The 13,811-nt window shown below is 70.4% G+C and carries 10 protein-coding genes; 3 read left to right on the top strand and 7 right to left on the bottom strand.

The features are described from left to right. Positions 1-116: 116 nt before the first annotated feature. From GXP76_RS00175 to GXP76_RS00190, 4 genes are all read right to left on the bottom strand, one after another. Positions 117-1,844: a ThuA domain-containing protein gene (locus GXP76_RS00175; protein WP_242569372.1), complete on the bottom strand. Its 1,728-nt coding sequence runs from the start codon at positions 1,842-1,844 to the stop codon at positions 117-119. Positions 1,845-1,864: 20 nt separating this feature from the next. Next, positions 1,865-4,744, bottom strand: coding sequence for a carbohydrate-binding protein (locus GXP76_RS00180; RefSeq protein WP_242569297.1), 2,880 nt, complete (start codon positions 4,742-4,744; stop codon positions 1,865-1,867). Between the two features lie 809 nt (positions 4,745-5,553). Further along, positions 5,554-5,757 (bottom strand): hypothetical protein, encoded by a 204-nt coding sequence (locus GXP76_RS00185; RefSeq protein WP_242569298.1) that lies wholly within the window; start codon positions 5,755-5,757, stop codon positions 5,554-5,556. 20 nt (positions 5,758-5,777) lie between these two features. Then, on the bottom strand, positions 5,778-8,183 hold the full coding sequence (locus GXP76_RS00190) for an AbfB domain-containing protein (RefSeq protein ID WP_242569373.1): 2,406 nt from the start codon (positions 8,181-8,183) through the stop codon (positions 5,778-5,780). Between the two features lie 232 nt (positions 8,184-8,415). On the opposite strand from GXP76_RS00190, the gene GXP76_RS00195 reads away from it, so the two are divergent. Next, positions 8,416-8,730, top strand: coding sequence for a nuclear transport factor 2 family protein (locus GXP76_RS00195; RefSeq protein ID WP_242569299.1), 315 nt, complete (start codon positions 8,416-8,418; stop codon positions 8,728-8,730). 167 nt (positions 8,731-8,897) lie between these two features. Further along, positions 8,898-9,371 carry a hypothetical protein gene (locus tag GXP76_RS00200; RefSeq protein WP_242569300.1) on the top strand — a complete coding sequence of 158 codons (474 nt, stop codon included), beginning with the start codon at positions 8,898-8,900 and terminating at the stop codon, positions 9,369-9,371. A gap of 155 nt (positions 9,372-9,526) precedes the next feature. Here GXP76_RS00200 and GXP76_RS00205 read toward each other — a convergent pair whose 3' ends face one another. Beyond that, complete coding sequence (locus GXP76_RS00205) at positions 9,527-9,931, bottom strand: cupin domain-containing protein (RefSeq protein ID WP_242569301.1); 405 nt, start codon at positions 9,929-9,931, stop codon at positions 9,527-9,529. Positions 9,932-9,983: 52 nt separating this feature from the next. On the opposite strand from GXP76_RS00205, the gene GXP76_RS00210 reads away from it, so the two are divergent. Continuing rightward, positions 9,984-10,976, top strand: a complete 993-nt coding sequence (locus GXP76_RS00210; RefSeq protein ID WP_242569302.1) for a GlxA family transcriptional regulator — start codon at positions 9,984-9,986, stop codon at positions 10,974-10,976. Between the two features lie 68 nt (positions 10,977-11,044). Here the strand turns inward: GXP76_RS00210 and GXP76_RS00215 are convergent, their stop codons facing one another. Next, a complete protein-coding gene (locus GXP76_RS00215) occupies positions 11,045-11,626 on the bottom strand; it encodes a GNAT family N-acetyltransferase (RefSeq protein WP_242569374.1) in 582 nt (193 codons plus the stop codon). Between the two features lie 10 nt (positions 11,627-11,636). Further along, entirely contained in the window at positions 11,637-13,784 is a 2,148-nt protein-coding gene (gene ligA, locus GXP76_RS00220; RefSeq protein ID WP_242569303.1) for an NAD-dependent DNA ligase LigA, read from the bottom strand. Positions 13,785-13,811: the final 27 nt, after the last annotated feature.

The raw sequence follows: 13,811 nt of genomic DNA on the forward strand, positions 1-13,811 counted from the left end.
CAAGGAAAAGCATGCACGATTATGGGTCGGCCCCGGGGAATCGGGATCCCCCGGGGCCGACTCGGCTTCGCCGCAGGTCGCTTACGGCCTGTCAGTCGGAGCCGTCGACGGGCACGCTACGTCCCGATCGTGAAGGTGTCGATGTCGAACAGGGAGCCGGCCCCACCGGTGAAGCTGAGGAACAGCGGTCCGGTGGGTGTGCCCGACAGATTGGTGGACACGGTGCGGAAGGTCTCCCAGCCACCGGTGTTGGGCACCGCGACCGTACCGAGGACCGGTCCGGTCGCCGAGCCCGAGCGGATCGTCACGGTGCCTCCCGCACCGGCCGACGAGACCTTCGCGGTGAAGGTCTTCGCGCCGGTGAGCGACGCCTGGGAGTAGCCGGCCCAGTCGCCGTTCTCGATGTAGCCGAGGGTTCGGCCGCCGCTCGCCGGAGCGTGGTCGGCGGGCTGGACGCCCTGCCCGGAGGTGTAGGACTCCCCTTCGTAGGTGGCCGACTGCGGCGGTGTGGTGCCGCCCAGTTCCTTGATCCGGATGTTGCGGAAGGACACGTCGTCACCGGTGCCGTGGTTCTGGATCCCGATGTGCCCCTGCTTCAGGGACCGCACCGGGTCGGTGTTGGTGAAGTCGTTGATCCTCACGCCGTTGAGGAAGACCTGGAGCCGCTCCCCCTCCACCCGGATCTCGTAGGTGTTCCAACTCCCCGGCGGATTGAGGGCGTTGTCGCGGGCTGCGAGGTCCGCCGCCTTGAAGCCGTAGACGGACCCGGTGGTCCGGTCGGCCGCGTCGGTGGCGTCGATCTGGATCTCGTAGCCCTGGTTCACCGAGGTGTTGACGTCGTCGGAGGCCGGGAAGCCCACGAACACACCGGAGTTGTCGTCCCCGGCCATGCGCCAGTCCAGCTTGAGGGAGTACGAGGCGTACTCCTTCGCCCGGTACCAGTACAGGCCCATGCCGCCCTGCGCGTTCAGCGTGGCATCGGTGTTGGTGAAGCTGCCCGGTCCGGCCTGGGACCAGCCGGTGGTCGAACCGTTGTAGAGCGTGGTGTAGCCGGTCTCCGCACGGCAGTCGGCCTTGGCGAAGCCCGCCGCGTAACGGATGCCGCCGAGGAGCAGGGAGCGGAACGCGGGTTCCGCGTACGACTCCTGGGTGTGGCCGAGTCCGGTGTAGAAGGACCGGCCGTTGCCCTGCGGGTGGCACCAGGTGATCGGGTGGTCGCCGCTCATCTCCCCGCCGCTGTAGCTGGACTCGTCCAGGCTCTGGAGGACGCGGACCTGCGGGCGGGGATTGGTGCGGTAGTTGTACCACTCGTCCGTACGGGACCAGGTCTGGCCGAGGTGGGAGGTGGCCGCGTGCGACCGGTCCTCGGTCTTCACCGTGGCCCGCTGGGTCGCCGGGTGGCTCTTGAACCAGGCGCCGACGAGCTGCTCGTACTGCGGCCACTCGTACTCGGTGTCGGCCGCCGCGTGGACGCCGAAGTATCCGCCGCCACCGTCCACGTACCCCTGGAGCGCGGACTGCTGACTGGTGTTCAGCACGTCGCCGGTGGTGGAGAGGAAGACGACGGCCTTGAAGCCGGCCAGGTTGGACGTGGTGAAGGCGTTGCTGTCCTCGGTGGCGGTGACGGTGAAGTTGTTGGCCGCGCCGAGGTCGCGGATGGTCTGGATGCCGACGGGGATGGAGTCGTGCCGGAAGCCCGCCGTCTTGGAGAAGACGAGGACCTTGTACGCGGGGTCGGCGGCCTGGGCCGCCGTGGCCGGTGCCAGGAGTGAGGCGGCGAGGCCGAGGGTGAGGGCGAAGGCCGCGGCGGCGGTCTTCGGCAGCGTGCGGAGCTGACGGAGCATCATCGTCTCCTTGACTCGCGTCACTTGGTGAGGGTGAGGGTGTCGATGTCGAACAGGGAGCCGGCCCCACCGGAGAAGGTGAGGAACAGCGCCCCGGACGATCCGGTACCGGTCAGTGTGGTGGAGACGTTCCTGAAGGTCTCCCAGCCACCGGTGTTGGGGACGGCGACGGTGCCGAGGACGGCCCCGGTGGCCGAGCCCGAGCGGATCGTCACGGTGCCGCCGGCGCCGGCCGACGAGACCTGCGCGGAGAAGGTCTTGGTCCCGGCCGTCGGGACGGAGGCGTACCCCGCCCAGTCACCGTTCTCGATGTAGCCGAGGGTCTTGCCGCCGCTCGCCGGAGCGTGGTCGGCGGCCTGGACCCCCTGCCCCGAGCTGAACGACTCACCCTCGACGGTCTGGCTGGAGCCGCCGCTGCCGGTGGTGAAGGTGAAGGCATCGACGTCGAAGAGGTTGCCCTGGCCGGTCACACCCTTGAAGACCAGGAACAGCTCGGTCGTCGCGGAGGGGGCGCCCGCGATGTTCGCCGAGACGTCGACGAAGTTCTCCCAGCCGCCGGTCGGCGCCACGGCCACCGAGCCGAGCAGCGTGCCCGTCGCGGAGCCGGAGCGTACCTCCAGGGTGCCGCCGACGCCGCCGGAGGCGACGCGGGCGGTGAACCGGGTGGCGTTGGAGACGTTGTACGGCTTGAAGGAGACCCAGTCGTTGTTGTCGGTGAAGCCCACGGTGCTGCCGCCCTCGGCGTTGCCGTGCGCGGCGACCTGGATACCGGACTGGGCGCCGAAGTGCTCGGCCTGCCGGTGCCGGGGCTGGAGGATACGGGCGCTGTGCGTGGTCAGCCCGGCGCCGTCGGTGTACTCGGCGTCGAAGACCCCGTAGATGTTGGCCGCGCTGTCGTGCTCACCGTCGGCGGGCACGTTCAGATTGCCGGAGCACCCGGTGGCCTGGGTGATCTGGTGACGGTGCTCGTCATGGCCCAGCAGATAGGTGACCTTGACCTTGGAACAGTCGATGGTCCCGTCCTCCGGGTCGCTGACGGTGACCTGGAAGGGCACGGTGTCACCGAAGGAGAACAGCTGGCCGTCCTTGGGGGTCTGGAGGGTCACGGTCGGCGCGGTGTTGCCCGCCGTGACGACCAGACTCGCCGTACCGGTCAGTCCCTCCGGGTCCCGCACGGTCAGCGTCGGCCGGAAGGTGCCGTTGGTGGTGTAGGTGTGGCTGGGGTTGGCGGCCGTGGAGGTGGTGCCGTCGCCGAAGTTCCACGAGTAGGTGAGGGCCTTGCCCTCGGGGTCCGAACTGCCGGCCGAGGAGAACGCGACGGTCAGCGGCGTGGGTCCGGACACCTTGTCCGCGGCGGCCTTGGCGACCGGATTGCGGTTGGCTCCCGCGAGGTACTCCACGCGGTAGAGGGCCTGGTTGTTGCCACCGGTGCCGTAGTCGAGTACGTACAGCGCGCCGTCCGGGCCGAACGCCTGGTCCATGACCTGCGTACCGGTCCACGGGAACGCCTCGATGACCCCCGGGGTGCCGTCGGACTTGACCTCGATGGCCTTGATCCACTTGCGGCCGTACTCACCGGCGAAGAAGCGGCCGTCGAGCGACTGCGGGAACTTCACGCTGGAGTTGAGGTTGGGGTCGTAGCGGTAGACGGGGCCGCCCATGGGCGATTCGGAGCCGCCGCCGAACTCGGGCGGGGAGCCCGCGTCGCCGCCGTACTTGATCCAGCTCGACTTGGCGGCGGGCAGGGTCGCCAGGCCGGTGTTGCGGAATGAGTTGTTCGCGGGCGCGGCGCAGTTGTACTTCGCCGCGGACGGGCCGCTCGGGAAGGTGAACTCGCTGTACGTCTCGGCGGCCGTGTTCGTGCCGGTGCAGTACGGCCAGCCGTAGTTGCCCGGTCCGGTGATGCGGTTGAACTCGACCTGGCCGCTGGGGCCCCGGCTCGCGTTGGTGACTCCCGCGTCCGGGCCGTAGTCGCCGAGGTAGACGATGCCGGTGGCCTTGTCGACGGACATCCGGAACGGGTTGCGGAAGCCCATCGCGTAGATCTCGGGCCGGGTGCGCGCGGTGCCGGGGGCGAAGAGGTTGCCGGAGGGAACGGTGTAGCCGCCGGCCGCGGTCGGCTTGATCCGCAGGACCTTGCCGCGCAGGTCGTTGGTGTTGCCCGAGGAGCGCTGGGCGTCGAACTGCGGGTTGCGGTCGGTGCGTTCGTCGATCGGCGAGTAGCCCGAGGACTCGAACGGGTTGGTGTCGTCGCCGGTGGTCAGGTAGAGGTTGCCCTGCGCGTCGAAGTCGATGTCACCGCCGACGTGGCAGCACTGGCCGCGGTCGTTGGGGACTTCGAGCACGACCTTCTCGCTGGCCAGGTCGAGTGTGTTGTCGGCCTTGAGCGTGAAGCGCGAGAGGTTGAGATGGCCCTTCCACGGCTCGAAGGCCGCGGCGCTGCCGGTGACGGGCGCGTCGCCGCCCGGCGTGTTCAGCTTGGGCGAGTAGTACAGGTACAGATACCGGTTGCTCTGGAAGTTCGGGTCGGCGGCTATCCCCTGGAGACCTTCCTCGTCATGGGTGTAGACGTCGAGTTTGCCCGCCGACTTGGTGTTGCCCGCGGCGTCCGTGTAGCGGACCGTTCCGTCCCTCGCCGTGTGCACGACGGCGCGGTCGGGCAGTACGGCGAGTGACATCGCCTCACCCAACTCGGCCGAGCCCAGAGCGAGTTGTACCTGCTGATAGTCGCCCGCCGGGATGACGGCAGGGGCGGCGGGTGCTGCCTCGTGGCCGGGGTGACCGGGATGGGCGGCGGCGGTGGGAACACTGATCGCGCCTCCACCCACCACCAGACCCAGCACCGCGAGCCACCTCAGCCACTTCTGTCTCGGGCGCGGCCGTCCTGAGAGTCCTGACATCGAGCTTCCTTCCTTACCTGATCCAAGGGGAGCGAGGCAGGCGGAAGCGCGGGCGAGCGCGCCACCGTGTCTCACTCAGGGAGGAACCTGCCGACCGGGTGATGTCCCGTCACCCGGTGAGCAGCCGTGCGTCCGTGCGTCCGTGCAAGGGCATGTGATGCGGCACCGAACATTCGCGGAAAACCCGCGAGAGTTTCGCATGCTGGCAACGGGATCATAATTTGTCAAGAGCCTATCCAAATAGCTGTGACCTGCACCTGCGCCGAGCACGCGCGAGCGGCGGCCCGGCCTAGGGCTCAAGGCTGTTGACGGTCGACCCGGATTGCGTTCGCACACTGAACAAATGCCGCAGGAACGGCACTGCGGCACGGCAGGGAACGCGCCGGTCACCCCGGTATCCCCCGACGAGCACCGTTACGGCCGGTTCGCGTCACGTTCCTCGCGCAGCCTGGCGAGTTGATCGCGCCCCTTCTCGGCGCGCCCGCCGTCCGGGTTTCCGGCCCTCCGGACCTTGTAGTCGGCCGCAGCTGTCGGCCACGCTCCGCAACTCGGCCTCTGCCCCTCGAACCGGCCGGCACGAACAGACCGGAAGGCGTGCCTTCTGAGCGTCCGATACCTCCGGGAGTCTGGTCCCAGAGCTCGCCCCGCCTCCGGGACCGATGCCGGAAGGGGGGCCGTCGTCGGGCAGACGGGTTGTACGCGTTCCCGACGCTCCGCCTCCACGTCCAGCAGGCTCACCGGGACGGGGCCGGGGCCACGCACGACGAGCGGACTCGCCGGGCGGCCCGCCGTCGCGGGCCGCCCGGCGGTCAGGCCGGGTGCCGGTCTGCCGTCTTCTCCAGTCTCATCAGGTCGTGCGGCGTGATTCCCGAGGCCGTCGAGACGTCTTCGACGGCCTCGCCCCGGCGCACGGCGAGTACCGCCTCGATCTCCACATCGGCGCGTGCGGCGTCCAGGGCCGCCTCGGCGTCACGCAGTCGCTGTACGGCAAGTTCGAGGCTGGGCAGATCCATACCGGAATGCTCGCACACGCTCAGCCGGACCACGGGTTGTCGACGGACCAGGTCGTGTCCTGCGAGAACGACGCCGCGTTGTCCCAGGCGCGCGGACCGCCCCGGGTGGCCATCCAGACCTCCGAGTTGATGTGCCGCAGATAGCCGCCGGGCATGTTGTACGCGGCCAGCCGCACTCCCCCGGTCGCGGGCAGCGCGCAGAACGTGGCGTCGGCCCGGAAGAGCGCCGAACCGTCACCCGCCTCCTTGTACACGCGGAAGTCGCGGTGGCGCAGATACTGGCCGGGATAGTTGCGGGACTCGAAGGAGTAGCAGCCGCTGCCCTCGAGGCCGGGGACGATCTTCCAGGTGGCGTCGTTCTTCAGCAGGCTGTCGCTGTTCGCGTCCACCGGCGCGGTGAACGCGAGCCCGTCCTGGTGGCGCAGGTATTTGCCGGTGTGGCCTGGTGTGGTGACCCGTAGCGACTTGTTCTGGCCGGTGGGCAGCGTGACCGGTGGCGGCGGGTTGCGGGAGGCGTCGACGAGGGCGAGGTTGGCGGCCCTGACGCGGGCCGCGTCGACCTTGACCACCTGCCGGTCGTACGTCAGCAGGCCGTTGGCCTCGTTCTCGACGTCGGTGATCTCGGTGTAGACGGACGCGGAGAGACCGCTGGGCATCTGGTTCTCACGGATGGTGTCGATGAGCCCGACGAAGCGGTTGTTCAGCGCGGCCACGCTCGACTGGTCCTCGTAGCTGAAGCCGCCACCCGGGTACCACTCGTGCCCCGGCACCTTCCAGCCGAGCCCGCCGAACTCGCCGAGGACGGCCGCGCGGGTGGCCGTCGGTGTCGTGGTGCCGGGACCGACGTAGATGTGGTTGTCGATGACGTCACCGTTGCCGCCGTCGACCGAGCCGCAGCAGTTGACGCCGCTCATGTTGTTGACGAGGCGGGAGGGGTCGTACGCCTTGACCTCGTCGGCGATGCGGGCCTGGTCGTACTGGCCCCAGCCCTCGTTCTGGTTCACCCACATGATCAGGGACGGTGAGCTGCGGTGCTGGTCGATGATCCGGTCGTACTCGGCCTCCCACTGCACGCGCGCGGCGCCGTCCGGTGTCCGGGTGTCCATCGAGGGCATGTCCTGCCACACCAGCAGACCGAGCCGGTCGGCCCAGTAGAACCAGCGCTGGGGCTCCACCTTGATGTGTTTGCGGACCATGTTGAAGCCGAGGTCCTTGTGCTTCTGGAGGTCGTACCGCAGCGCCTCGTCGCTGGGCGCGGTGTAGATGCCGTCCGGCCAGTAGCCCTGGTCGAGCGTGCCGGTCTGGAAGACGAACTTGCCGTTGAGGAGCGGGCGTTGGACGCCGCCGACCTTGCCCACGGAGACGGAGCGCATTCCGGTGTAGCTGCCGACGGAGTCGACGGTCGTGCCGCCCGGGCCCGACAGCAGATCGGCCCTGATGTCGTAGAGGAACGGATCCTCGGGGGTCCAGAGGCGCGGGTTCGGGATCGCCACCGAGAACTGGCTGTTCACGGGGCCGGTCGCGGTGGCCACGGTCGTGCCGCCGGAGGAGACCGTCACGCGTGCGGTCTGGCCGGCGATCCCGGCGCCCCGGACGGTGACCTTCAGCGTGTTGTCGGCGAGGCTGGGCACCATGTCGAGCCGGGTGATGTGGGCGGAGGCGGTGGGCTCCAGCCAGACGGTCTGCCAGATTCCGGAGGCGGCCGTGTAGAAGATGCCTCCGCCGGGATGCGGCGTGACGTCGTTGATCCGCTGTTTGCCGACGGCCTGGCCGCCGGTCTGGGAGGGGTCGAAGACGGAGACGACGACGGTGTTGGCGCCGGTGGTCAGCAGCGGCGTGATGTCGTACGCGAAGGCGTCGAAGCCGCCGCTGTGGGCGGCGCCCGCCTGCCGGCCGTTGACCCAGACCGTGGTCTGCCAGTCACTCGCCCCGAAGTTCAGCTGGACGCGGCGGCCGTCCCAGTTCGCCGGCACGGTGAAGTCGCGCTTGTACCAGAGCTTGTCGCTCTGGGTGATTCTGCGCTGGATGCCGGAGAGGGCCGACTCGGCGACGAACGGGACCCTGATCTGCTCGGGGAAGGCGGCGGGCTGTCCGGCGTTCGCGCCGGTGACCGCGAAGTCCCAGATGCCGTTGAGGTTGAGCCAGTCGGGGCGCGTGAGCTGGGGGCGGGGGTACTCCGGCAGCGGGTTGTCGACCGGGACCTGATCGGTCCACGGGGTGGTCATGGGGGAGAGTTTGGGCTGCCAGGCGGCGGCCTTCGCCTCGGCGGGGCCGCCGGCCACCACCAGGCTCGCGCACAGGAGCAGCAGTGCGCCGAGCCAGGCGGTCGCTCGGTTCCGGGCCCGGCGGGCGCCCGCCGGGCCGTTACGGGTGGCTGTGGGGGTGGGGCGTCGCAGTGAGGCGTCCGGGACGTACGAGGCGTGCATGGTGGATGTGCCCTCCTCGGTGATACGGGCGAGGACGGTGCTGGTGCGGCCCGTAGGCATCTTTTACATCGTTGGAAGTGGGCTGTACACCCTCCCCGCACGGGCCGGTTCCGCCGGGCTGCGCGGTGGCGCGGCAGGCGTGATGATGGCACTGCCCGCCGCAGCGGTCCGTCGTGTCCGCCCGGCCGCGAGCCGGCCGTCCACCACCGGCACACCACCAGGAGGACCAGCCATGAGCGCCATCCCCGAGGACCCGGCGGTCGCCGCGTTCATCTCGGCGATCAACGGGGGAAACCGGGACGCCTTCTTCGCCGTCCTGGCACCGGACGCCACGATGTCCGACGACGGAAGCGAACGTGACCTCGCGGCCTGGGTGGACAAGGAGATCTTCTCCGCCGGCGGCCGGATGGAGATCGAGACCGCCTCCGACGATGGCCGCGCCCTGACGGCGACGTTCACCAACTCGACGTACGGCACGATGCGGACGCGCTGGGCCTTCACGGTCACCGACGGCCGTATCAGCCGGTTCGAGACGGGCCAGGCGTAGACAGCAGGCCGGGGATCGCGCGTTCGTCGGGCCCGGCCGTCCCGTCCGCCGATTCCTCGGCGGATCACCACGCGGACCGATGAGTCCGGGAGCACTTCCGAGTCACTACGGAGGTCACTACCGACACAGGGAGAGCACTCCCCCGCACGGTGAAGAAGGAGAATCCGATGCGCCGACCGACACCCCACCCCGCCCTGCGCCGGCTGGACGGTCTCGTGGGCGAGTGGGACATGTGGGCCGCCGGACATGAAGCGGGCCCGGTCCGGACCGAGTTCGTCTGGCTGGAGGGCGGGACCGTGCTGGTCCAGCGCGCGGACGCGGGGCCCGGGACGGCCTTGCCGCCCGAGTGGCAGGGGCACGCGCCCTTCCCCACGACGACGGTCACCGGCTACGACGACACGGCCGACGAGTTCACGACGCTGTACGCCGACGGCCGAGGGGTCGCGCGTGTCTACCGTACGAGCCTGACCGCCGGCGTATGGAAGCAGTGGCGCGCGGCGCCCGGCTTCCACCAGCGGTTCAGCGCGACCTTCGAGGACGGCGGAGAGAGGATCAGGGGCGGCTGGGAGCGTTCGGACGACGGCGAAGTCTGGATGACCGACTTCGACGTGACGTACGTCCGGCCCGGCGTCCGGCCTTAGGGCGTGTCCGCGAAGTCCCGCCTGGCCCGCGCCGCGAACCCCGCCCTACGGGCGGACGGCGCGACTTCGCGGACACCCCCCAGGGCCTGCCGTGGACCCGACACGACCCGGCTGGAGGGGCCGGCATCGCCCTCCGGAGCCGAGGCGGGGCGGCGTCAGGAGCCGAGCGCGTGGCCCGTCGTGGCGTCGACATGGTCCGGGACCTCGTCGTGCCGGTCCCCGACCGTCGACGTCCCGGACGGCTCGAACATCAGGATGGCCGCCTGTGACGGGGCGTACGGCTTGTGCTCCGTGCCGCGCGGAACGGTGAAGACCGCGCCCCGCGGCAGCACGACCGTGCGCTCACCCCCGGGCTCGCGCAACGAGATGCGGAGCTCCCCTTCGAGCACCAGGAAGAACTCGTCGGTGTCCTCGTGGACGTGCCAGACATGCTCGCCCTCGACCTTGGCGACGCGCACGTCGTAGTCGTTGACGCGCGTCACGATACGAGGGCTCCACAGGGCGTCGAAGGAGGCCAGCGCCTCGCCGAGGGGGACGGGGCCGTTGGGTTCGTTGTTCATGGGCCCATGGTCGTCCGTTCCGCCCGGCCGCCGTGAGTGCTAGTAATCGCATATGGCACAAGATTCCTCGCACGCTCCGGACCGGGGCCTCCATCGGGTCGTCGTAATCGTGGACGAGAACTCGAATCCCTTCGAACTCGGCTGCGCGACCGAGGTCTTCGGCCTGCGCAGACCGGAGATCGGGCGTGAGCTGTACGACTTCCGTCTCTGCTCCCCCGAGCCGAGCATCCGGATGCGGGACGGTTTCTTCGCGCTCACGGGGGTCGCCGGGCTGGCGGCGGCCGACACGGCGGACACCTTGATCGTCCCCAACCGGCCCGATGTCGAGGTGCCTCGCCGCACGGCCGTGCTCGACGCCGTCCGCCGGGCGCACGCGCGCGGCGCGCGCCTCGTCGGCTTCTGCAGTGGCGCCTTCACCCTGGCCGAGGCGGGGGTGCTCGACGGGCGCCGGGCCACCGCTCACTGGCAGTGGGCGGACGCCTTCCGGGCCCGCTTCCCCTCCGTACGGCTCGAATCGGACGTGCTGTTCGTCGACGACGGCGACATCCTCACGGCGGCCGGGAGCGCCGCCGCACTCGACCTCGGACTGCATGTGGTCCGCCGCGACCACGGCGCCGAGATCGCCAACTCCGTCAGCCGCCGGCTGGTCTTCGCGGCCCACCGGGACGGCGGGCAACGGCAGTTCGTTGAACGCCCGGTGCCCGACCTGCCCGACGAGTCGCTGGCGCCCGTCCTCGCCTGGGCGCAGGAGCGGCTGGGCTCCCCGCTCGCGGTGGCCGACCTGGCGGCGCGGGCGTCGGTCAGTCCCGCGACGCTGCACCGCCGCTTCCAGGCTCAGCTCGGCACGACGCCGCTGGCCTGGCTCACCGGTGAACGGGTGGCCCTCGCATGCCGGTTGATCGAGCGGGGCGAGTCACGCTTCGAGCTGGTCGCGCGGCGCAGCGGACTCGGTACGGCGACGAATCTGCGTGCGCTCGTCCGCCGCGAGACCGGCCTCACCCCGTCGGCCTATCAACGCCGGTTCGGCCCCGGGCCCGGCCGGTAACCGGCACGTACTGAGACGGATTCACCCCGGTCGATGGTGTCCTCAGTCGCCGGACGGGCCCGGCTTCGTCAGTCCTGGGCGAGGCGCGCGTGCAGATGCATGTCGTGCCAGCCGTCCGCGTGCAGCGCCGCCCCTCGCCGGACGCCCTCCTCCGTGAACCCGGCCTTGACGGCGGCGCGGCAGGACGCCGGGTTGGCGGTGGAGTGTGCCAGCTCCAGCCGGTGGAAACGGCCTTCGTCCAAGGCCCAGTCGGCCAGCGCCGTGACGGCGCGCGGGCAGACGCCGGTGCCGCGGGCCGCCGGAACCGTCCAGTAGGCGACCTCGGCCGTGCCGTCGGTCAGGTTCCACGCCTTCATCGACAGCCGGCCGAGCAGTGCGCCGCTCTCCGCCCCGGCCACCGCCCAGTGGCCTTCCGTCTCGTCCTCCCAAGTGCTCTGCCATCGCCGGATCCAGCCCTGTGCCTCTTCCAGGGAGTCGGCACTGCGCACATGCCAGCGCTGGATCGCCGGATCCCGGAAAGCCTCCACGACTGCGCCGGCGTCGCTGATCAGCCAGGGCCGCAGCAGCGCCCCGCCGCCGGCTTCGAGTGTCGGCTGGCCGAGCGCCGCGAGCGAGCCTGCGGGTATCACGGGAGGCACCAGTGACGGCACGGCGCCGCCCTCACCGAACCGCTTCGGCTTCGGAGTCACCGCCGACGCCGCCGTCACCGCCACCGTCGCCGGTGAGCAGCGACGCGATCAGCTCCGCGAACTCGTCGGGGGCCATCACGCGCGTCCCGAGTTGTTCGGCCTTCTCCCGCTTGGATCCGGCGTTCTCCCCCGCGACCAGGAGGGAGGTGCGCTTGGAGACGCTGGAGGACGACTTGCCGCCCGCCCGCTCGATCAGTTCGTTCATCTGGTTGCGCAACAGCTTCTCCAGCGGTCCGGTCATGGCGCCCGTGACCACCACCGTCATCCCGGCCAACGGACCGGCGTCCGCCGCCGATTCGCCGTCCTCGGGGGTTGTCGGATCGTCGGACGGCGGCGTCGCGCCGGGCTCGGTCATGTTGACCCCGGCGGCACGCAGTTTCTCTATGAGGGGGGCCAGCTCGGCCAGTTCCGCGACGATCGTCGGGGCCTTCTCCCCACCGATCCCGTCGACACGCTGCATCGCCTCCGCGTCCGCCGCGCACAGCACGTCCATGGACGCGAAGTGGCGTGTGATCCGGCGGGACATGGAGCGGCCGGTGCCGCGCACCCCGAGCGCGGCGAGCACGCGGGACAGCGGCTGCCCCTTGGCCCGTTCGATCGCGGCCAGGAGGTTGTCCGTGCTGGTCTCCCCCATCCGGTCGAGGCCGAGGATCTGCTCACGCGTGAGGGTGAAGAGATCGCCGATGTCCGCGATGAGTCCGGAGTCGACGAGTTGGACGACACGGGTCGCGCCCAGGCCCTCGATGTCGAACTGGTCGCGCCCGGCCGCGTACGAGATGGATGCCACGACACGGCAGTTGCGGCCCCGCACACAGCGCCAGCGCTGCTCCGAGGTGTCGATGTCGGAACCGCACTGCGGACACACCTCGGGAAAGACGATCGCCTTCTCGTCCCCCGTCCGCAGATGCGCCACGGGCGCCTCCACGCGCGGAATGATGTCGCCCGCCTTGTACACCATGACGTGGTCGCCGATGCGCAGGTCACGGCGGGTGATGTCGTTCGGGTTGTGGAGGGTGGCGTAGGTGACGGTCGACCCGTCGATCTCGACCGGTTCCAGGACCGCACGGGGTGCGATGGTGCCCGTACGGCCCACGTTCCACTCCACGTCCAGCAGGCGTGTCACCTTCTCGACCGCCGGAAGCTTCCAGGCGATGGCCCAGCGGGGCGCGCGGGAGCCCGATCCCGCCGCCAGTTGGTCGGCCGCCGCGTCGGCCTTGATGACGATGCCGTCGATGCCGAACGGCAGCTCGGGGCGGAGCGCCCCGATCTCCTCCACCCGCACGCGCACGGCCTCGGCGTCGGTCACCGTCCGGGGCGGAACCGTGGTGCCCGCCGTCGTGAGCACACCCAGACCCGCCACGAGGGCGAGCACCTCGCTGTGCGGCAGTTCGGTGAGCGAGGTGGTGAGGCCGTCACCGGATTCGCCGAGGGGCAGGGCCGCGTACGCGAAGAACGTCATCTCCACCTGGTACGGACGGTCCTTGGCCCGGACGCTGCCGGCGGCGGCGCTGCGGGGGTTGGCGAACGGGGTCCCGCCGTGGCTCGTACGGAGCGTGTTGGCCCGCTCGAACTGCTCGGTGGTCATGAGGACTTCGCCCCGCACCTCAAGCGTGACGGGCTCCGTGAGCCGGTCGGGCAGGCCCGCGATCATCCCGATCGCGTGCGAGACGTCCTCGCCCGCGAGCCCGTCCCCGCGCGTGATCAGCCGGGCCAGCCGACCGGTCTCGTACCGGGCGGCGACAGCCAGACCGTCCAGCTTCGGCTCCACGCTCCAGTGCTCGACCGGCCGCCCGATCCGCCGCTCCACGGACGCGGCCCAGGTGGTGAACTCGTCGCCGCCGAACACGTTGTCCAGGGACAGCATCGGCACCGTGTGCGGTACGTCCCCGACCACCGCGCCGCCCGCGACCTTGCCGCTCGGCGAGTCGGCGGAGATCTCGTCGGGATGGGCTTCCTCGTAGGCCGCTATGCCCCGCACCATGCGGTCGTAGGCGTCGTCGTCGAGGGCACTCTCGCCCGTCGCGTAGTAGGCAGCGGCGGCCTTCGTCGCGGTCTCCACCGCGACGGCGTAGGCGGCTGCGTCGACAAGAACGGCTGCGGGTGTCGTCATGCGTCTCATCTTGCCGCCCACCACTGACAACGCCCC

Origin of the sequence: Streptomyces sp. NP-1717 (assembly GCF_022695985.1) — a bacterium.
GTDB lineage: Bacteria > Actinomycetota > Actinomycetes > Streptomycetales > Streptomycetaceae > Streptomyces.